This is a genomic window from Pseudomonas sp. DF5, from assembly GCF_058148225.1.
In genome coordinates this window covers 1-19324 of record NZ_JBYVYM010000006.1, presented here as the reverse complement: position 1 = coordinate 19324, position 19324 = coordinate 1, and the positions used below count along the sequence as shown (strand labels likewise).

The 19324-nt window shown below is 60.4% G+C and carries 15 protein-coding genes; 5 read left to right on the top strand and 10 right to left on the bottom strand.

From position 1 onward, the window contains the following. Positions 1 to 70 precede the first annotated feature (70 nt). The 3 genes from AC30D7_RS07425 to motA form a co-directional block, all read right to left on the bottom strand. Positions 71 to 1237: a sterol desaturase family protein gene (locus AC30D7_RS07425; RefSeq protein WP_490133601.1), complete on the bottom strand. Its 1167-nt coding sequence runs from the start codon at positions 1235 to 1237 to the stop codon at positions 71 to 73. A 110-nt stretch (positions 1238 to 1347) separates the two neighbouring features. Further along, the gene (motB, locus tag AC30D7_RS07420; RefSeq protein WP_490133600.1) at positions 1348 to 2394 is read right to left on the bottom strand and encodes a flagellar motor protein MotB; all 1047 of its coding nucleotides are present in this window, start codon (positions 2392 to 2394) and stop codon (positions 1348 to 1350) included. A 3-nt stretch (positions 2395 to 2397) separates the two neighbouring features. Beyond that, on the bottom strand, positions 2398 to 3249 hold the full coding sequence (motA, locus tag AC30D7_RS07415) for a flagellar motor stator protein MotA (protein WP_490133599.1): 852 nt from the start codon (positions 3247 to 3249) through the stop codon (positions 2398 to 2400). A gap of 166 nt (positions 3250 to 3415) precedes the next feature. On the opposite strand from motA, the gene AC30D7_RS07410 reads away from it, so the two are divergent. The 4 genes from AC30D7_RS07410 to AC30D7_RS07395 all read left to right on the top strand — a co-directional run bounded on the left by AC30D7_RS07410 (position 3416) and on the right by AC30D7_RS07395 (position 8665). Continuing rightward, positions 3416 to 4948, top strand: a complete 1533-nt coding sequence (locus AC30D7_RS07410; RefSeq protein ID WP_490133598.1) for an HDOD domain-containing protein — start codon at positions 3416 to 3418, stop codon at positions 4946 to 4948. A 96-nt stretch (positions 4949 to 5044) separates the two neighbouring features. Continuing rightward, entirely contained in the window at positions 5045 to 5860 is an 816-nt protein-coding gene (rhdA, locus tag AC30D7_RS07405; protein WP_490133597.1) for a thiosulfate sulfurtransferase, read from the top strand. An 18-nt stretch (positions 5861 to 5878) separates the two neighbouring features. Then, positions 5879 to 6739: an archaetidylserine decarboxylase gene (gene asd, locus AC30D7_RS07400; protein WP_490133596.1), complete on the top strand. Its 861-nt coding sequence runs from the start codon at positions 5879 to 5881 to the stop codon at positions 6737 to 6739. A 135-nt stretch (positions 6740 to 6874) separates the two neighbouring features. Continuing rightward, positions 6875 to 8665 (top strand): cyclic-di-GMP receptor FimW-related protein, encoded by a 1791-nt coding sequence (locus tag AC30D7_RS07395; RefSeq protein WP_490133595.1) that lies wholly within the window; start codon positions 6875 to 6877, stop codon positions 8663 to 8665. 116 nt (positions 8666 to 8781) lie between these two features. Here AC30D7_RS07395 and serB read toward each other — a convergent pair whose 3' ends face one another. Beyond that, positions 8782 to 9996, bottom strand: a complete 1215-nt coding sequence (gene serB / locus AC30D7_RS07390) for a phosphoserine phosphatase SerB (RefSeq protein ID WP_007939616.1) — start codon at positions 9994 to 9996, stop codon at positions 8782 to 8784. 134 nt (positions 9997 to 10130) lie between these two features. On the opposite strand from serB, the gene AC30D7_RS07385 reads away from it, so the two are divergent. Beyond that, entirely contained in the window at positions 10131 to 11660 is a 1530-nt protein-coding gene (locus AC30D7_RS07385; protein ID WP_490133594.1) for an AhpA/YtjB family protein, read from the top strand. Positions 11661 to 11970: 310 nt separating this feature from the next. Here the strand turns inward: AC30D7_RS07385 and AC30D7_RS07380 are convergent, their stop codons facing one another. From AC30D7_RS07380 to AC30D7_RS07355, 6 genes are all read right to left on the bottom strand, one after another. Beyond that, on the bottom strand, positions 11971 to 12684 hold the full coding sequence (locus AC30D7_RS07380) for a PqiC family protein (protein ID WP_490133593.1): 714 nt from the start codon (positions 12682 to 12684) through the stop codon (positions 11971 to 11973). A gap of 176 nt (positions 12685 to 12860) precedes the next feature. Further along, entirely contained in the window at positions 12861 to 15125 is a 2265-nt protein-coding gene (gene parC, locus AC30D7_RS07375) for a DNA topoisomerase IV subunit A (protein ID WP_064616004.1), read from the bottom strand. 10 nt (positions 15126 to 15135) lie between these two features. Continuing rightward, positions 15136 to 15657 (bottom strand): retropepsin-like aspartic protease family protein, encoded by a 522-nt coding sequence (locus AC30D7_RS07370; RefSeq protein WP_490133592.1) that lies wholly within the window; start codon positions 15655 to 15657, stop codon positions 15136 to 15138. Next, on the bottom strand, positions 15654 to 16643 hold the full coding sequence (locus AC30D7_RS07365) for an esterase-like activity of phytase family protein (RefSeq protein WP_490133591.1): 990 nt from the start codon (positions 16641 to 16643) through the stop codon (positions 15654 to 15656). The genes AC30D7_RS07370 and AC30D7_RS07365 overlap by 4 nt, the downstream gene beginning before the upstream one ends. Then, positions 16643 to 18550 (bottom strand): DNA topoisomerase IV subunit B, encoded by a 1908-nt coding sequence (gene parE / locus AC30D7_RS07360; RefSeq protein ID WP_007939624.1) that lies wholly within the window; start codon positions 18548 to 18550, stop codon positions 16643 to 16645. The genes AC30D7_RS07365 and parE overlap by 1 nt, the downstream gene beginning before the upstream one ends. A 42-nt stretch (positions 18551 to 18592) precedes the next feature. Next, positions 18593 to 19201 (bottom strand): YqiA/YcfP family alpha/beta fold hydrolase, encoded by a 609-nt coding sequence (locus tag AC30D7_RS07355; protein WP_490133590.1) that lies wholly within the window; start codon positions 19199 to 19201, stop codon positions 18593 to 18595. Positions 19202 to 19324: the final 123 nt, after the last annotated feature.

Sequence of the window (19324 nt, the reverse complement as noted above, 5' to 3'; positions counted from 1 at the left end):
GCGATCGGTTTGATAATTCACACCTGGCTCATTGAAATAGCAGTGGTCATAACACATTCAGGTCTAGACCTCAGGAAACCGCTGCCGGCGGTTTCGGTTCGACGCTCTTCAGCTCAGGCTTCTGAAACGGGTACAAGTGCTGACGCAGGATACCGCCCGGCAAGTCCTTGCCAAAAACCCCGTAGCGCGTCGGCCACTCCTTGGGGGGCAACTTGAAGGTGCCGAACAGCATATCCACCAGCGGCGTATGGATCGCATAGTTCTTGTAGATGTAATCCTTGTGCCGGGCATGATGCCAATGGTGATAACGCGGCAGGACCATCACATAGTTCAGCCAGCCGCCGTTGATCCGCACATTGGCGTGGGCCAGTACGGCCTGTACGCCGACCAGAATCACGTAGGCGTTCAACGCCTGGGGTGCAAAACCCAGCAGCATCAAAGGCACGAGCACGCCGGTGCGGGTCAGCAGAATCTCGATGAAGTGGACACGCGAACCGGCGAGCCAATCCATGTGCGTGCTTGAGTGATGCACGGCATGGATGCGCCATAACCACGGCACGACGTGATACAGCCGATGCAGCCAGTACTGACCGAGGTCGGCCACCAGCACCGCCAGCAAAAACTGCACAACGATCGGCAGGCTTTGTACGCTGGCCTGCAAATCCGTCGACACAGCCCAACCAGCCATAAAACTCGACGAGGCAGTGATGAAAATCAGGATGAACTGCACCAGCATATGACTGACGAAAAAGTAGGTCAGGTCAGTTCGCCAGTGTGGACGCAGAATGTTTTGCTCGGGGTCCTTGGAATAGAGTTTTTCCAGGGGGATAAAGACGATGGCCGACACCAGCAGAGCCAGGACGAACCAGTCCAGCCCCAGCGAGTACGGTGTCTGCCCAATCGAGCTGATCTGCACATTGGTGCCGCCGAGAAACACCGCCAGCCCCGAGGCGACAAGTCCGGTGATCCCCAAGCGCTTTCGCTTGTTGAGCAGGATATTCAGGGTGCCCAGACTGAAGGACAGTACCAGCCCGAGCAATAGCGTGGTGCGCGCAAACTGTTCGTCGTACACCTTGCGCAGTTCGGCGGTGGTCAGCCATTCGGGAAAGAGAAAGCAGAAGACCGCCAGCAGGCTCAATAGCCCGAGCGTGGCTGAGATGTAGCCACTGACCCGCCCTTCACCAAACTTGAAGGGAGCATTGCCATGCTGCTGAAAATAGGACTTGAGTCTTTCCATTACTGATCTTCCATGATTCCGAAAACAAACTTGCAGTGAGTCGAGTCATTGCGACGCTGCAGTGACGCAGCCAGAAACAGAAAAGCCACTCATGGTGGCTTTTCTGCAGGTTATTGCTTGGGCGGTAGAGCGGGTTTGGGCGGTTCGCCCGGCTTCGGCACCGGATTATCAAACAGATTCAAACGCTCACGAAGTTCGTGTGCCGGCAGCGGCTCTTTATCCGCCGGCAATGCGTTCGGATCGGCTGGCGGCGCCGGCACTTCGCCCGGACCACCCTGCCCTTGCGTCGGCGCTGGCGCCGGTTCGGCACCTTGTTCGCCTTCGATGGCTCGCTGGGCTTTCTTGGTCAGCACCACGATGTCGATCCGGCGGTTGACCGGGTTGAACGGGTTCTCCCGGTCGAACAGTGCCGACGAGGCATAGCCCACGACGCGCGCCACTTGTGCGTCCGGGTAGCTGCCGGCAACCAACGCACGACGAGCCGCGTTGGCACGGTTGGCCGAGAGTTCCCAGTTGCCGAAATCGCCGGTGCCCGAGTACGGCTTGGCATCGGTGTGACCGCTGATGCTGATCTTGTTCGGCACCGCTTTGATGGTGTCGGCCATGGCCAGCAGGATGTCTTCGAAGTACGGCTTCAGACGCGCACTGCCGGAGTCGAACATCGGGCGGTTTTCGGCGTCCATGATCTGGATGCGCAAACCGTCCTGGGTGATCTCGAAGAGAATCTGGTCCTTGAATTTCTGCAGTTGCGGGTTTTCATTGACCTTGTTCTGCAACTCTTGCAGTAACAACTCCAGGCGTTCCTTCTCGACCTGCTCGGCCATGCCTTCAACCTGCTCGGCGTCGATGGTCACCTTGTCTGGCTGCGGCTGAGATTTCACCTCCGGGTTGAGGGTGTTCTCCGGCGCCAGGGTCGGCGTGCCGCCCAGGTCGATGATGTACGGCGTACCGCTTTCGGAAAACCCGACCGGGTCCTTGAAGTAACCGGCGATGGCGATCTTCTGTTCAGGCGTCGCGGTGGACAGCAGCCACAACACCAGGAAGAACGCCATCATCGCCGTCGCGAAGTCCGCGAAGGCGATTTTCCAGGCGCCCCCGTGATGCCCTCCGGCGATGCGCTTGACGCGCTTGATGATTATCGGCTGGTTATTTTCCATGACTTAACGACCGCGAACCGCTTGTTCCAGCTCAGCGAAGCTAGGACGGTGCGCCGGGTACAGAACCTTGCGGCCGAATTCCACCGCCAGCGACGGCGGCATCCCGGAGGCCGAAGCCACCAGCGAGGCCTTGATGGCTTCGTAGACGTTCAGTTCTTCCTTGGCATCGTGAGCCAGGGAGTGGGCCAGCGGGCCAAAGAAACCGTAGGCCGCGAGAATACCGAAGAAGGTACCGACCAGTGCCGCACCCACGTGCAGACCGATGGATTTCTGGTCGCCTTCGCCCAGGGATGCCATGGTCACCACGATCCCCAATACTGCCGCGACGATACCGAAACCGGGCATGGCATCGGCGATGCCGTTCACTGCATGGGACGGGTGCTCGAGGTCTTCCTTGAGGCTGTAGAGTTCCATGTCGAACAGGCCTTCCAGCTCATGGGGAGCCATGTTGCCGGAGGACATGATGCGCAGGTAATCGCAGATGTACGCGGTCATGCGTTCATCTTTCAGAACCGCCGGGTACTTGGCGAAAATCGGGCTCGCGGCGGCATCTTCGATGTCGCCTTCGATCGCCATCATGCCTTCGCGACGACTCTTGTTGAGAATCTCGTAAATCAGCCCCAGCACTTCCAGGTAGAAGGTGTGGTTGAAACGCGAACTGAACATGCCCAAGGACTTCTTGAGCACGTGCATCGTCATGTGACCGGGGTTTGCCTGCAGGAAGGCGCCAAGGGCCGCGCCACCGATAATCATCACCTCGAAAGGCTGGATGAGGGCGGCAATCTTGCCGTGGGAAAGCACGTATCCGCCGAGCACGCTCGCGAATACGACGATGATGCCGATAATTTTAGCCATAGGTAGGAGAGCACTTACTGAGTCGGGTTCAAGGTCATATTCGGAAGTTAAAAAATCTCTTCTTCTACTTATCGGCAAAACTGCGCCAGACTATAGCCAGTTAAGGCGAAAAGCTAATTTGACCCGTTCAGGGCATAGGTAAAGCAGACGATGATCGCGTCCAGACATGGCTAACGAAACGAACGTCCCAACGCCAATACCAACCACGCTTGAAGGCTGGGTCAAGCTTCTCGATGGCGTGCGCCTGCCGGTACCGCAAGCCAGTCATGATCGGGTCTGCAAAGCTATCCGCGATAACCGCAGCTCGCTGCGCGACATCGCTGAACTGATGCAGGAAAGCCCGGCCCTGGCCTTGAGCGTGATTCGCGAAGCCAACCGCCACACCCATGGCAGCATGACCGAGCCTGCTGAAAACCTCGAGGTGGCGATCAATCGCCTCGGTTTGAAACGCACCGAAGAATTGCTCGAGCGCCTGCCCGCCGAACCCCAATCGCAGATCCCCGTCGCCCTGCGCCAGCTTCAACTGATCAGCCAGCACGCCACTCAACAGGCCAACGGTTTTTTCGCCAGTCGTCTGGCGCGACTGTGGCAGGACATCCACTGGGGCAGCTTGCTATTTCTCTCGCCGCTTTGGCCCATGGCATTGACCCATCCGCAGCTGCTCGAAGAGTGGGAGCTGCGGGTCATCCATAAAGGCGAATCGGCACGCAAAGTCGAGAAGCAATTATTCGGTGTTCGCCTGTTGGAAATCTGCCTGGCACTGGTGGACGTCTGGCGTCTGCCGATCTGGGTGCAGCAAGGTTATCGGTTGCTGCGCAGCGAGCAACGTGAGCTGGTGAAAGTCCTGCGTATCGCGCGCGACAGCGATCACCCATTGCGCCAACAAAACCGTCTCGATGACGACCCTACGTTGCGCCGCTGGCTCAATCAGCCCGCCAATACCGTGCTGCTGGCCAACGGTCTGGCGCTGGCGGCACAACAGGCCTGGGACAGTCCCCACTGCGAGCGCTGGCAATACCTGACCAGCCTTTACCTGCAAATGCCGATGGATGAGGTGCAGCAACAATTGCACCAGCAGGCTGCCAACAGCGCTCGCCAACACGCCATGCCGGACCTCTGGCACCCGGCCGAATCACTGATCTGGCCACCGGGTGCGCACCGCGTTCATGCCGGTTTGCTGCCCGCCCCGGCGCCGACCGCCGAAGACCTGGCGAAGTGGCGCAAGCAATGCGCCGAATTGCTGGTGGAGCCGAGCCGCTTCACCAATGCCATGCACTTGACCACATCGGCCCGGGACGCTCTGGTTGCGTGCGGCATGCGGCGGGTGATGATTCTGATGGCCGACCGCACGCACGCCAATTTGCGTGTGCACCAGACCGCCGGGTTGCCCAAGGAAGTGGCCGGCCTGAACCTGGTGGTCAGCCAGAGCACCGTGCTGCAACGCCTGCTCGCGCAACAGGCCCAGGTGCGCCTGACGCCAGCCAACAATGCACAGTTCTCGGCCCTGCTGCCAGCCAGCCTGCGTAACCAGTTCAGTGGCGAACACCTGCTGCTGCGCTCACTGGTCAACAACGGCCGGGTGATCATGATCGTGGTGGCGGATCAGGGCGGCGGGCCGTTCTCGGAAATCACCGTGCAGGCGTTCGGCAAAACCGCTCAATGCATCGAAAAGGCCCTGCACAGCTTTAGCCACCGCTAGGGCCTGTTTTCAGTTATTTCCCGCCCCAAAATAACTGATAACAGGCCCCCATGACGCTGCGCTACAATCCTCCCCTTTGTGCTCTGGAGACCTCACATGTCTGACTTCTCTGGCTTGGCGCTGGTGATCGAACCGAGCGACCTGCTCCCGCGTCTCGACTCCCGCGAACTGATTCTGGTAGACCTGACCAGCAGCGCCCGCTATGCCGCAGGGCATATCCCCGGTGCACGCTTTGTCGATCCAAAACGCACTCAGCTGGGTCAGGCGCCTGCGCCGGGTCTGCTGCCGACCCACGCTGCGCTTGAAACATTGTTCGGCGAACTGGGGCACAACCCCGATGCGGTCTACGTCGTTTACGACGATGAAGGAGGCGGTTGGGCCGGGCGCTTTATCTGGCTGCTTGATGTCATCGGCCACAAGAAGTACCACTACCTCGACGGCGGCCTGACGGCCTGGCTGGCAGAAGGCTCGCCCATGTCGATCCAGATCCCGGCCCCGGTCGGCGGCCCGGTTGCGTTGACCTTGCACGACGAACCCACCGCCACCCGCGAATACCTGCAAAGCCGTCTCGGCGCCGCGGACCTGGCGATCTGGGACGCACGTGGCCCGCAGGAATACTCCGGCGAGAAAGTGTTGGCGGCCAAGGGCGGGCACATTCCCGGCGCGGTCAATTTCGAATGGACCGCCGGCATGGATCAGGCACGCAACCTGCGTATCCGCACCGACATGCCGAGAATCCTGGAACAACTCGGCATTACCAAAGACAAAGAAGTCATTACCCACTGCCAGACACACCATCGTTCTGGCTTCACCTATCTGGTGGCCAAGGCGCTCGGTTATCCGCGGGTCAAAGGCTACGCCGGCTCCTGGGGCGAATGGGGCAACCACCCTGACACGCCCGTTGAGATTTAAGTTTTTCAAGGACAGTTAATGAATAAGCGTTTGTTTATCCTCAGCCAATACCTGCTGCCCCATCATTTGCTCTCGCGACTGGCCGGCTGCATTGCCGAATGCCGCGTGCGCTGGTTCAAGAACGCCTTTACCGCCTGGTTCGCCAAGCGTTATCAGGTGGACATGTCCCAGGCGCTGGTCGAGGACCTGACGGCTTACGAGCACTTCAATGCTTTCTTTACCCGCGCCTTGAAGGACGGTGCTCGCCCGCTGGATCAAACTCCAGGCGCGATCCTCAGCCCGGCCGACGGCGCCGTCAGCCAGCTCGGCCCGATCGAACACGGTCGCGTTTTCCAGGCCAAGGGCCACAGCTTCAGCGTGCTGGAACTGCTGGGTGGCGACGCAGCCAACGCAGCCCCCTTCATGGGCGGTGATTTCGCCACCATTTACCTGTCGCCGAAAGACTACCACCGCGTGCACATGCCACTGGCCGGCACCCTGCGCGAGATGGTCTACATTCCTGGCCGCATCTTCTCGGTCAACCAGACCACCGCTGAAAACGTGCCGGAACTGTTTGCCCGCAACGAGCGGGTAGCGTGCATTTTCGATACCGAGCGCGGGCCGATGGCCGTGGTGCTGGTGGGCGCGATGATTGTGGCGTCGATCGAAACCGTCTGGGCAGGTCTGGTCACGCCACCCAAGCGCGAACTGAAAACCTTCCGCTACGACGAAGCAGCCCGTGCACCAATCCATCTGGAGAAAGGTGCGGAGCTGGGTCGTTTCAAGCTCGGCTCTACGGCGGTCGTGCTGTTTGGGCCGGATCAAGTGAAATGGGCTGAAGGGTTGGGTGCCCTTTCGCCAGTGCAAATGGGCCAGGGCATCGGCTTGCCAGCAGCCTGATCCGTCGATTCGCCCCCACGCACATCTATCGTGGGGGCGAACACCTCCTCCCGCTGCGCCCCCTCCTCCAGCGTTCATAGCTGCTACAGTCAAAGTCATTCGTTGCCCATTTCCCGGTCGGAGTTTGTCCACGGCATGAATGACACCAATCCTGTCCTGCTGCTACGCGCACCGATCCCGACGCAGTCGCGCCTGTCTTTTTGCGAAGCCACGCCTCGCGACCTCAAGCGCTGGATCGCCAACCTGCCCAAAGCCAACATCGGCGAAACCGCTCGCCAGCTGTATCAAGGCTTGAGCGAACTCAACCAACTGCTCACACCCAGCGACAATCGCCTGCAATTGCTCGAAATGCTGCGACCCGAGGTGTATTACGTCTGCAAGCACCTGGAACGGCATTTCCTGCATCAGGCCATTGTGCTCGACGAACGCTCGCGCAAGGTTGCCAACCTTTGCCAGGCGCTGCAGAGCCACTTGGCGATTGGCTACAAACAGATTGTCATCCGCATCGCACCGCGCTTCAGCAAAGACCGTGCGCCGCTGCTGACCCAGGCGTTGCAACGAGCCATCCATTGCCTGAACGGAGCATTGATCCGCGCCACTGAGCTCTATTGTCCAGCCCCCGAAAGCCTATGGCTGGAACTGCATCAGCTGTATCGGATTGGCTGTCAGTTCCAACTGCAGAATTTGAGCGTGCATGATGAACTGGCCAGCCAGACGCAAAAGCTGAGCATCGAACAAACCTATGTCGTCGCCCTCCTACTGGGGGCTTCACGCTGCAATCAGCTGCGCCAGAATCAGATCGCCCGGCTCGCCGAGGTATTGGAACCCTGGAGCCAGTGGATCAAACTGCAACCAGACACACCGGACAACGGACTGTTCGCCGTCGCCCCGGATCTCGATACCGGCCCGCGTTACCGCTCCAAGTTCCTGCCCGAACAACAGGAGCGTTTGCTGGGGATCGACCCACAGCCGCTGGTCACGGCCATCGAAATCCATCTGCAGCAGTCGGCCGACAAGGGATCGCCATTGCCGGTTCCGATGGGGCTGAATCTGGACACGCTGCAACACCTGTATGCCGCCTGGGGCCAGGCCGCCGAGCGCGGTTTCCAACGTACCGTCGGTCACGGCACATTGACCTTGTGCGTGGGGATGAGTGCATTGCACTTTTATCTCGGCGGGCAACGCTCGTTCAGTGACATCCTGAAAAAACCTGGCACCCGTCCCGCAACGTTCTCGGCTGCCGAACCGGCCGGACGCACCAAAGACCAGTGGAACCAGGCCTTCGATGCCACCCCTCATGGCACGGCGGAGTCTCTGCTGCCCTACGAAGAGATTGAATACCCGCACCTCCAGAGCGACGACAGCCTCGAGGCATCCGACCGCCAGCAGCATTTCCCGACCTATGCGCTATCGGTGATCAATCACAGCCCTGGCGGTTATTGCCTGGCCTGGCCCGGCGCGGTGCCCGCCGAGTTGCAGGCCGGCGAAATGGTCGGCATCGAGGATGTCGCCGGCCAGGGCTGGAGCGTTGCCGTGGTGCGCTGGATTCGTCAAGTACGAGGCGGCGGCACGCAGATGGGTATCGAGCAAGTTGCCCCCTACGCCGAACCCTGCGGTCTACAATTGTTGCGTTCCAGCGATGAACACAGCCAATACTTGCGCGGGCTGTTGCTGCCCGCCATCAGCGCCATCGACCTGCCGGCCACCCTGCTCACGCCGCGCCTGCCGTTCCAGGAGGGGAATCAGGTGTTGATCAACACCAACGGCCAGGAACGCCGGGCTGAGTTGGAGCAACGGATGACGGGCACCAACAGCTTCAACCAGTTTGCCTACCGTTCGCTGGAAGCAGCCACTAACGAAAACGCCGCGCAAGGCGGCGTGGTCGGGGTAGCGCAAGAGTTTGATTCGTTGTGGAAGTCGCTGTGAGCGTAAGTCTGTAAAACCGCGGCGCGCCCTTCGCGAGCAAGCCCGCTCCCACATTGATCGTGTGATCTGTGGGAGCGGGCTTGCTCGCGAAGAGGCCCTGTCAGTCAATGCAAAACTCAGAGCTGCCCGTCGCGATCCCGGAAGCCCAGCAGATACAGCACGCCATCCAGCCCAAGCGTGGAAATCGCCTGCTTCGCCGATTGCTTGACCAGCGGCTTCGCACGGAACGCCACACCCAGACCGGCAATCGCCAGCATCGGCAGGTCGTTGGCACCGTCACCGACGGCAATCGTCTGTTCCAGGCGCAAACCTTCCTTGTGCGCCAGCTCACGCAGCAGATCAGCTTTGCGTTGCGCATCGACAATCGGCTCGACCGCCACACCAGTGACTTTGCCATCGACCACTTCCAGCTCGTTGGCGAACACGTAGTCGATGCCCAGCTTGGCCTGCAGTTGCTTGGCGAAGTAGGTGAAGCCGCCCGACAGAATCGCGGTCTTGTAGCCCAGGCGCTTGAGTTCGGCGAACAGGGTTTCGGCGCCTTCGGTCAGGCGCAGGGAAGCACCGATGGAGTCCAGCACGCTGACGTCCAGTCCTTGCAGCAAGGCCAGGCGTTCCTTGAAGCTGGCACGGAAATCCAGCTCGCCGGCCATCGCTCGCTCAGTGATCGCGGACACCTGATCGCCCACACCGGCGGCCTTGGCCAGTTCGTCGATGACCTCGGCTTCGATCAGCGTCGAGTCCATGTCGAACACCGCCAGACGACGGTTACGGCGGAACAGCGAATCTTCCTGGAAGGCGATGTCGACGTTCAGCTCCTGAGCGACGCTGAGGAATTCGGCCCGCAGCGCTTGCGGATCAGCCGCTTCGCCACGCACGGAAAACTCGATGCAACCCTTGCCCTTGTCAGCCGGGGTGTCCAGCGGCATGCGCCCGGACAGACGGTCGATATGGTCGATGTTCAGACCGTATTTGGCGGTAATCGAACTCACACGCTGCAATTGCTCGGCGGTCACTTTGCGGGTCAACAGGGTGACAATGTGGCGTTTCTTGCCCTGATTGCCGACCCACTGCTGGTAATCCTCTTCGGACACCGGCGTGAAACGCACCTGTTGCTCAAGCTCATAGCCTTTGAACAGGATGTCCTTGAGCACCGAGTTGCCTTGTTCGGTGTCAGGAATTTCAACCAGGATACCGAACGACAGGGTGTCGTGGATCACCGCCTGACCGATGTCGAGAATGTTCACACCACCCTGGGCCAGAACGCCGGTTATGGCCGCAGTCAGACCCGGACGGTCGACTCCCGTGATGTTTATCAGGACAATTTCGCGCAAGGCGCACCCCCGCAGGTGGAAAAAAACCGCATTCTACCCATTTTCAGTGACCATCGGGCACCGCGAGCGCTTTGACGGCCTAGGGCCTGTCGCTATACTGCGCGTCAACTTCACGGACAAAGAGCCGAGCTCAAGTGAACCGGCCCACGCCAGTAAAAACCGATAACTTCTTTCTGCTGATCTTCCGGGCACTGCGTCATCGCCGTGTACCGATCGCATTACGCATTGCCAGCCATAACGTGATCCTGGTCGCTCTGGCCCTGGTGATCTATGCCTGTGTGATGGGTTTGCAGTTCAAGCAGGCCATGCACGAGCAGGCGGATGCCCTGGGCGAAAGCCTGACCACCCAGACGGCTACGTCGGCCACGGAGCTGTTGGTGTCCAATGACATCCTCAGCCTCAATGTGCTGCTCAACAACCTGACCAAGAACAAGCTGGTGGCCCACGCCGCCATCTACAGCGTGGATAACCGTATCCTCGCCGAAGCCGGTCAACGCCCCAAGCACAGCCTGCTGGGCGAAGCCGAAGGCATGTACCAGAGCAAGATCACTTTCCAGGACGTGACCGCCGGGCAACTGCGCATCAGCCTGGACATGGATCAGTTCCAGCAGCCAATGACCATCAGCCTGCAAAGCATGGGCATTCTGAGCGCGATTCTGCTGGCCCTGTCTCTGGCCTTGAGCCTGCGCCTGGGGCGCAATATCTCCACGCCGCTGCTGCAACTGCGGGTGTGGCTGCGCAATATCGACGAATACACCCCGGCCACCGAGCGTCAGGATGAAGTCGGCGACCTGGCTCGTCAGCTGCACGCCAATTTCGCGCCGGAGCCGGCCGAACCTGAGCCCGTTCCGGAGCCTGAGTTCGACGACAGCGATGACGACGAAGAGGCCGATCCGGCCTTCGAAGTACGCAACCTGCGCGATCCGAGCTTCGATGAAACCCGACCGGTGGCGGGCCTCAAGCCAGCACCGCGGCGTATTGTCAGCACGGTCGAAGATGACGAGGACGACGAAGATCCGTTTGCCGACCTGCGTGACGACTCTACAGACAGCACGCCGAAACCCGTCGTAAAGCCGCAGGTATCGAACGTACCTCAACACAGTGCGGTACTGGCCGTGCAATTGGGCGCCCAGGACCAACTGCGGCGCCTGCCCCGCGCCCGCCTGGAAGAGCTGCTCAAACGCTACCGCGATTGCCTCGACCAGGCCGCATCGCTTTACCAGAGCGAATTGCACACCCTGAACGACGGCAGCACGCTGATGCTGTTCCACACTGAAGACAGCGGCGATGACTACCTGACCAACGCCATTTGCTGCGGTGAGTTGCTGCGCGCCCTGGGCCATCAGTTGCAGATCGAAGTCGCCGACAGCGGCATCACCCTGCAATTGCAACTGGGCCTGACGCTGGGCGACGAATTGTTTGGCTTGAGCCAGATCGACCTGCTGCTGACCGAAACCGCTCAGGATGCCTTGGCCCTGTCGCAACACAGCCGCAACCTGCTGCTGGTAGAGCGCAAGATCAACGACGACGCGCTGATTCGCCAGCGTGCGCGGATCCGCCCGATCGCAAGCCCTGAGGGTGCATGCTGCGTAGAACGCTTGATGGAGCCTTATCCGTCGATGCTGGAGCGGCAACTGGCGCGGATGCATGAGCGCCGGGCATAAGCCTTAGCCCTGCTGTAAAGAAGCCCGCAGATGAGTGATCGTCTGCGGGCTTTTTGTTGCCTGTTCTGGCCTCTTCGCGGGCAAGCCTCGCTCCCACAGGGTGCTCGGTAGCACACAAGTTTTGTATTCGCAGCGGTAAATGTGGGAGCGGGCTTGCCCGCGAAGAGGCCGGCACAGGCAACATATGAGGTGAGGCTGGAACGCGGAGCGTCCCTGGAGGCATTCCCACGCAGAGCGTGGGAACGATCAGTACGCGCCACAAACAACAAAGCCCGCACAAGGCGGGCTTTGTTCTGGACTCAATCCAGGCTTAGAACCTGAACACTTCCATATCCGTACGAATCGGCGAGGCCATCGGGATTTTTGGCTGTTTCTCTGGCCCTGCTGCCGGCGCCACAGGCTTGGCAGCCGGTTTGCGGGGTGCTTCAGCGATCGGTGGCTGGTTGGCCAGCGGCTTGAGTGCTGTGGACAGTTGTTCGGCCAGACGCTGCAGCAACACACCCTGGGCCTGAACCTGGGACGCCGTGCCGCCGGAGTGCTGCTCCTGCAGATGAATGATGCGGTTATCACGCACCTGACCACGACGATCGATCAGGCGCCATTGCGCATCCAGGATCGCCGGTTGCGACTCACCCGAGTCCAGACGGGTGATGGTCAGCAGAACCTGAACATCCGGCGTGAAGCCCACTGTCGCAGGTGCCAGGACAACGCGCTGGCTGTCCAGATGACCGGCGACCTGACGCAACAACAGCTGATCGATGTCCGACGACAGGCTGCCGGCCCAACGACCGTCGGCCGATGCTTGAAGGCTGCCATCCGGTTGACGTTGCAACAAGGTTTCGCGTTGCAGGTAATCAGCAACCGTTACCGGGCCCAACAATACCGCCATGCCCGCGCTTTGCGCAGGCTGAGCCGGACTTCCGCTGTCCAGCTGATACAGCGACACCGGCTGGTGCACGCTGCAACCCGCCAGGCCAAGAACGCCAGCGAGCATCAAAATAAAAGGAAGGCGCAGAGCAGTCATCGTCCCATCCAGGTGGCTGCCACAAGGCTCACCACAGTGAAAATACTCAAAAAATATGAAGAACACTCGGCTACGCCGGCGCTTGAAAGGCCATATCATCCGTGAATATGCGTTCCGACTCCAGCGCCAAAGCGTCGATCTACGCGTTAAATCGTAGATCGAGCGCTCTAGGACGCTTAATTGAGGTTTTCGACGAACAGCGCATCCACCCTCTGAAAGCCACGTGGCAGTTTGTTACCGCGACGTCCACGCTCACCTTTGTAGTGTTCGAGGTCGTCCGCCTTCAGCGACAAGGTACGTTTGCCGGCCTGCAGCACCAAAGTGGCGCCCTCCGGCAAAACAGCGATGTCCGTGACATATTCTTCGCGACTGGCAACACGCTCACCGGGAATCCCGATGATCTTATTCCCTTTACCTTTACCTAATTGTGGCAGATCGCTGATTTTGAAGATCAGCAGGCGACCCTCGGTGGTCACCGAGGCCAGCCAGTTGTGTTCACGGTCGGCCACTGGACGCGGCAGGATGACCTTGGCGTTGTTCGGCAGGCTCAACAGGGCCTTGCCCGCCTTGTTCTTGGCTTGCAGGTCTTCGCCCTTGACCACGAAACCGTAACCGGCGTCGGATGCGATCACGTACAGCGCATCGTCTTCAGGCATCAGCACGCATTCGAAGCTCGCCCCTGGTGGCGGCGTCAGACGGCCGGTCAGCGGTTCACCCTGGCCACGGGCCGACGGCAGTGTGTGGGATGCAACCGAATAACTGCGGCCGGTGGAGTCGATAAACACCGCAAACTGGTTGGAACGCCCGGCCGCCGAGGTCTTGAAGCCATCCCCGGCCTTGTAGGACAGCCCGGTAGCATCGATGTCGTGACCTTTGGCGGAGCGAACCCAGCCTTTTTCCGACAACACGACCGTCACTTTCTCGTTCGGCAGCAGATCGTGTTCGGTCATCGCTTTGGCTTCGGCGCGCTCGACGATTGGCGAACGACGGTCGTCGCCATAGGTTTCGGCGTCTTTGATCAGCTCGCTGCGTACCAGCTTCTTCAGCTTGGCTTCGCTGCCCAGCAGGGCTTGCAGCTTGGCCTGCTCCTTGAGCAGTTCGTCCTGCTCGGCACGCAGCTTCATTTCTTCCAGTCGCGCCAACTGACGCAAACGGGTGTCGAGAATGTAATCGGCCTGGATCTCGCTCAGGGCGAAACGCTCAATCAGACTGGCCTTCGGATGCTCCTCGGTACGGATGATGTGGATCACTTCATCCAGGTTGAGATAGGCAATCAGCAAGCCGTCCAACAGGTGCAGGCGACGCTCGACCTTGTCCAGACGGAATTGCAGGCGTCGACGCACGGTCCGCACGCGGAATTCCAGCCATTCCACCAGCAATGCGCGCAGGTTCTTCAGCTGCGGCTTGCCGTCGAGGCCAATGATGTTGATGTTGACCCGGTAGCTGGATTCCAGCTCGGTGGTCGCGAACAGGTGCTGCATCAGCGCTTCGTGATCGACCCGGCTATTGACCGGAATAATCACGATGCGGCAAGGGTTCTCGTGGTCCGACTCGTCGCGCAAGTCCGCGATCTGCGGGGCTTTCGACGGTTTGGCCTGCATCATCGCGGCAATCTGCTCGAGCACTTTGGCACCAGAGACCTGGTGCGGCAGCGCCGTCACGACGATGTCGCCGTCTTCGACGTGGTAAACAGCACGCATGCGCACCGAACCGCGACCGGTTTCGTAGATTTTCAGCAGGTCGGCGCGCGGCGTGATGATTTCCGCTTCGGTCGGATAATCCGGCCCCTGAATGTGTTCGCAGAGCTGCTCGACCGTGGCTTTTGGCTCATCGAGCAAGCGCACGCAAGCGGTCGCGACTTCGCGCAGGTTATGCGGCGGGACGTCGGTGGCCATGCCCACGGCGATACCGGTGGTGCCGTTGAGCAGGATGTTCGGCAAACGGGCCGGCAACACCAGAGGTTCTTCCAGGGTGCCGTCGAAGTTCGGGCCCCAGTCCGCCGTGCCCTGGCCCAGTTCACTGAGCAGCACTTCGGAATAACGCGACAGCCGCGCTTCGGTGTAACGCATGGCCGCGAAGGACTTCGGATCGTCCGGCGCACCCCAGTTCCCCTGGCCGTCGACCAGCGTGTAGCGGTAGCTGAACGGCTGGGCCATCAGCACCATGGCTTCGTAGCACGCCGAGTCGCCATGGGGGTGGAATTTACCGAGCACGTCACCGACGGTACGCGCCGACTTCTTGTGCTTGGAATCGGCGTCCAGCCCCAACTCGCTCATCGCATAGACGATGCGTCGCTGTACCGGTTTCAAGCCGTCGCCGATATGCGGCAAGGCACGGTCCATGATCACGTACATGGAGTAGTTGAGGTAGGCATTTTCGGTGAAGTCAGCCAGTGACCGGCGCTCTACACCGTCCAGGCTGAGATCAAGGGAGTCGCTCATGCGGGCCTCATTATTTCGTGGTCTGGCGCAGCAGCATGGTGCCACCGCGCTGGGTAAATTCAAGTTTGTTCAGTGCGCTCATGCCGAGCAGCACCTGATCACCATGCAGGCCGGGCGCCACCAGTGCGCGGACGTCGCGCAGCACGATGTCGCCCAATTGCAGGCGTGCGATTTTTGTTCGATAGCCCTGGCTCAGGCCATTGGCCGTGCTCAGGGTCACACCGAAACCTTCTTCCAGTTTCAAGCGCTTGGCCATTTCGGCCGGGATCGCTACATCGGTCGCACCGGTATCGAGCATGAACTCCACAGGCTGGCCGTTGATCTGGCCGGTGGCGACAAAATTCCCCTGGCTGTTGCCGATCAGCTTCACCTCGATAAAACCCTGGCCCTGCTCAGAGCTGACGACGGTGTTGGGATTCTGCTGCCGCTCCTCCCACTGACCGAAGAACCGCGTCGCCAGAAACAGCGCGGCACCCCAGGCCAGCACCATCAACACCCGACCGGCGCGTTTGCCCGGCGGTTGCTGACTCATGGCGTGGCACTCCAGCCACCTTCAGGCGCGGCAAAGCGCCACACAATCGGCCGTACTTCACCGTCGGCGCGCGCACCGTTATTGTTGTCGATACCGATCCAGGCACCATCGACGTCCACGATCAACGCTTCCGCCAGCCCAAAGGGCTGTGAATAACGACGGTTTTCCTGCAGGGCCTCGGCAGCAAACGACCAGCAGCGCTCGACCTTGGTCGTCACCGCATCACGGCGACAGATCTGAAAGGCGTTGCGCTCAAGGGTAAACAGCTTGCCGTCGAACAATGACAGATCAGCAAAATCCCGAGGGCGCGCTCTGGCGTGGGGAAATTGCGCTGGCTGCATTTCCATCCCACCTTCACTCAGCAACACACAACCACCGTCGCAGTCCCAGACCGTTTGCTGGCGCTTGATCAGCAGCAAACCGCGGCGCTCACGTTCGGCTGCCAACCACAGCGTGTCACCGGCCGGATTGATCGCCAGGCCTTCAAATAATGCATTGAAGTGCAACAACATGCCGCTGGCCCGCGCTTCGCGAACCAGCATTGGCGAGATTTTCAGCCAGGACGCAGGCCCGGTTGGCGGGACTTGCAACACCGCGGCGTGGCCTTCGCTGACGATGTAACGATTGCCCGCGCTGTCACAGGTGATGCCTTCGAAATCCAGATCTCCGCCCCGCACGAACGATGCCGCCCAGGTCCGCGCACGCAAGCCCCAAGGCAAACCGGTGTCGGGCACCAGGGGTACGTCAATGTGCACGGTTTCGGCTTGCCAAGTGGGGTTGCGGGTGTCGAGGCGATAGATTTGATCATCGTCGCGATCCGAAACGGTCCACAGCTCCTTGCCACACTGGGCCAGCCCCGACAGATTGCCGCCGCGCATGCCGTCGACGGCATGTTCGGACAACAGGCGCAGCTCTGGCGCGGGTTCCGCGCAAATCGTCACCGAAGTCAGCAGCAACGCACACGCCAGAGCCCAGCCAAAGCGCATCAGCCCAGAACCTCGGCCAGGTTGCCTTTGGATTCCAGCCAGGTTTTGCGATCGCCCGCGCGTTTTTTCGCCAGCAGCATGTCCATCATTTCCGAGGTTTCGGCGAAATCTTCACCCAGCGTCAGTTGCACCAGGCGCCGCGTGTTCGGGTCCATGGTGGTTTCGCGCAACTGTGGCGGGTTCATTTCACCCAGGCCCTTGAATCGGGTGACCTGCGGCTTGCCGCGTTTCTTCTCGGCCACCAGACGATCGAGGATGCCGTCGCGCTCGGCCTCGTCGAGGGCGTAGTAGATCTCTTTGCCCAGGTCGATACGGTACAGCGGCGGCATCGCGACGTAGACGTGACCGGCATCCACCAGCGGGCGGAAATGCTGGACGAACAAGGCGCAGAGCAAGGTGGCGATATGTAGACCGTCGGAGTCGGCGTCGGCGAGAATGCAGATCTTGCCGTACCGCAACTGGCTCATGTCCGCCGCGCCCGGGTCGACACCAATCGCCACGGCGATGTTGTGCACTTCCTGGCTGGCCAGCACTTCGCTGCCGTCGACTTCCCAAGTGTTCAGAATCTTGCCGCGCAACGGCAGGATCGCCTGAAACTCTTTGTCCCGCGCTTGCTTGGCCGAACCACCGGCGGAGTCACCTTCCACCAGGAACAGCTCGGAACGCATCGGGTCCTGCCCGGCGCAGTCGGCGAGCTTGCCCGGCAATGCCGGCCCTTGGGTAATGCGTTTGCGCTCAACCTTCTTGCTGGCCTTCAGACGTCGGCCGGCGTTGTTGATCGCCAGTTCGGCCAGCAACATACCGGTTTCCGGATTGGCGTTGAGCCACAGGCTGAAGGCATCCTTGACTACCCCGGAAACGAAAGCGGCCGCTTCACGGGAAGAAAGGCGCTCCTTGGTCTGGCCGGAGAATTGCGGTTCCTGCATCTTCATCGACAGGACGAAAGCGATACGCTCCCAGACGTCTTCCGGCGCCAGCTTCACACCACGCGGCAGCAGGCTGCGGAACTCGCAGAACTCGCGCATGGCGTCGAGCAAGCCCTGACGCAGACCGTTGACGTGAGTACCGCCCTGGGCTGTCGGGATCAGGTTGACGTAGCTTTCCTGGACGCTGTCGCCGCCCTCGGGCAACCACAGCAACGCCCAATCGACGGCTTCCTTGTTACCGGCCAGGCTGCCGCAGAACGGCTCGTCGGGCAGGCGTTCGAATTCGCTGACGGCATCTACCAGGTAGGAGCGCAGGCCGTCTTCGTAATGCCATTCGACTTTCTCGCCGGTGGCCTTGTCTTCAAAACTGACCAGCAGCCCAGGGCACAAAACGGCCTTGGCCTTGAGCACGTGCTTGAGGCGGCTGATGGAAAATTTCGGCGAATCGAAATACTTCGGGTCCGGCGCGAAGAACACACTGGTGCCGGTATTGCGCTTGCCGACGGTGCCGACCACTTCCAGTTCGGTTTTCTTGTAACCGTCGGCGAAAGTCATCTGGTATTCGTTGCCGTCACGTTTTACACGCACCCGGACTTCGGTCGACAAGGCGTTGACCACGGAAATACCTACCCCGTGCAAACCGCCGGAGAACTGGTAGTTCTTGTTGGAAAACTTGCCGCCCGCATGGAGCTTGGTGAGGATCAGTTCGACACCCGACACGCCCTCTTCCGGGTGAATGTCCACCGGCATGCCACGGCCGTCATCGCTGACTTCCAGGGAGTGATCGGCGTGCAGGATGACCTGCACCGACGTCGCGTGCCCGGCCAAGGCTTCGTCGACGCTGTTGTCGATGACTTCCTGGGCGAGGTGGTTCGGCCGGCTGGTGTCGGTGTACATGCCGGGGCGTTTGCGCACCGGGTCGAGGCCCGAGAGGACTTCGATGGCGTCTGCGTTATAAGAGCTAGCGCTGGGAGTGGCCATGGGGTCTCGTCGTCAGTGTTCAGTGAAAATAGGGGGCAATGATCACAGTGCTGTGAAATCGATCGCCCGATACAAATCTGCGCCGATGCCGGCAAAACTCAACATTGCCGGCAGTTGCGCGGCAAAACCCTGGAAACTATGGTCGCCGCCGGCCTGAATGCGCAAGGCACAGGCCCGGTAATATTGTTGGGCGAGGCGATAGTCCAGCGTTTCATCACCTGTCTGCAACCATACCTGAAACCGCTGCGGATCCTGGGGCGCCGGCACTTCCAGCGCGGCCAGGGCCGTCACGTGGTCGTGAGTCAATTCCCAGGTCTCATCGGTGTACAGGTTTTTCTGCGTTCCCAGAAATCCGTCGAACATCCGGTGCGGGCTGACGGCAGGGTTGATCAACAGGGCTTTCAAGCCATGGCGCTCGGCCAGGTGAGTCGCATAGTAGCCGCCGAGTGAGCTGCCGACCAGCAGTGGTCGCCCCAGCTCCACAATCGCCTGTTCCAGCTGAGCGATGGCCTCGCGGGGATGGTGATGCAGGGCCGGCACCCGCAATTGATCACTCATGCCCAGCCGTTCCATCACATTCATCAACTGACAGGCCTTTTTCGACGCCGGCGCGCTGTTGAAACCGTGGATATAAAGGATCGAACCAGACATTTGAGCTCCCTGTGCGTCGGGTAAAGAGGCGCAGTTTACAGGGTGTCGGGGGAATCGGGGATATGCGTGGAAATCATGTCGCCTGAGCAAACGCCATCGCGGGCAAGCCCGCTCCCACAAGGA

Bases quoted from the DNA above. Each gene is read 5' to 3' on its own strand.
- parC (WP_064616004.1), bottom strand. From the start codon at position 15,125: ATGAGCGACTCCCTTGATCTCAGCCTGGACGGTGTAGAGCGCCGGTCA.
- AC30D7_RS07425 (WP_490133601.1), bottom strand. From the start codon at position 1,237: ATGGAAAGACTCAAGTCCTATTTTCAGCAGCATGGCAATGCTCCCTTC.
- AC30D7_RS07355 (WP_490133590.1), bottom strand. From the start codon at position 19,201: ATGTCTGGTTCGATCCTTTATATCCACGGTTTCAACAGCGCGCCGGCG.
- AC30D7_RS07365 (WP_490133591.1), bottom strand. From the start codon at position 16,643: ATGCGCTTTGGCTGGGCTCTGGCGTGTGCGTTGCTGCTGACTTCGGTG.
- AC30D7_RS07410 (WP_490133598.1), top strand. From the start codon at position 3,416: ATGGCTAACGAAACGAACGTCCCAACGCCAATACCAACCACGCTTGAA.
- AC30D7_RS07380 (WP_490133593.1), bottom strand. From the start codon at position 12,684: ATGACTGCTCTGCGCCTTCCTTTTATTTTGATGCTCGCTGGCGTTCTT.
- AC30D7_RS07395 (WP_490133595.1), top strand. From the start codon at position 6,875: ATGAATGACACCAATCCTGTCCTGCTGCTACGCGCACCGATCCCGACG.
- rhdA (WP_490133597.1), top strand. From the start codon at position 5,045: ATGTCTGACTTCTCTGGCTTGGCGCTGGTGATCGAACCGAGCGACCTG.
- parE (WP_007939624.1), bottom strand. From the start codon at position 18,550: ATGGCCACTCCCAGCGCTAGCTCTTATAACGCAGACGCCATCGAAGTC.
- AC30D7_RS07370 (WP_490133592.1), bottom strand. From the start codon at position 15,657: ATGAGTCAGCAACCGCCGGGCAAACGCGCCGGTCGGGTGTTGATGGTG.
- asd (WP_490133596.1), top strand. From the start codon at position 5,879: ATGAATAAGCGTTTGTTTATCCTCAGCCAATACCTGCTGCCCCATCAT.
- motA (WP_490133599.1), bottom strand. From the start codon at position 3,249: ATGGCTAAAATTATCGGCATCATCGTCGTATTCGCGAGCGTGCTCGGC.
- motB (WP_490133600.1), bottom strand. From the start codon at position 2,394: ATGGAAAATAACCAGCCGATAATCATCAAGCGCGTCAAGCGCATCGCC.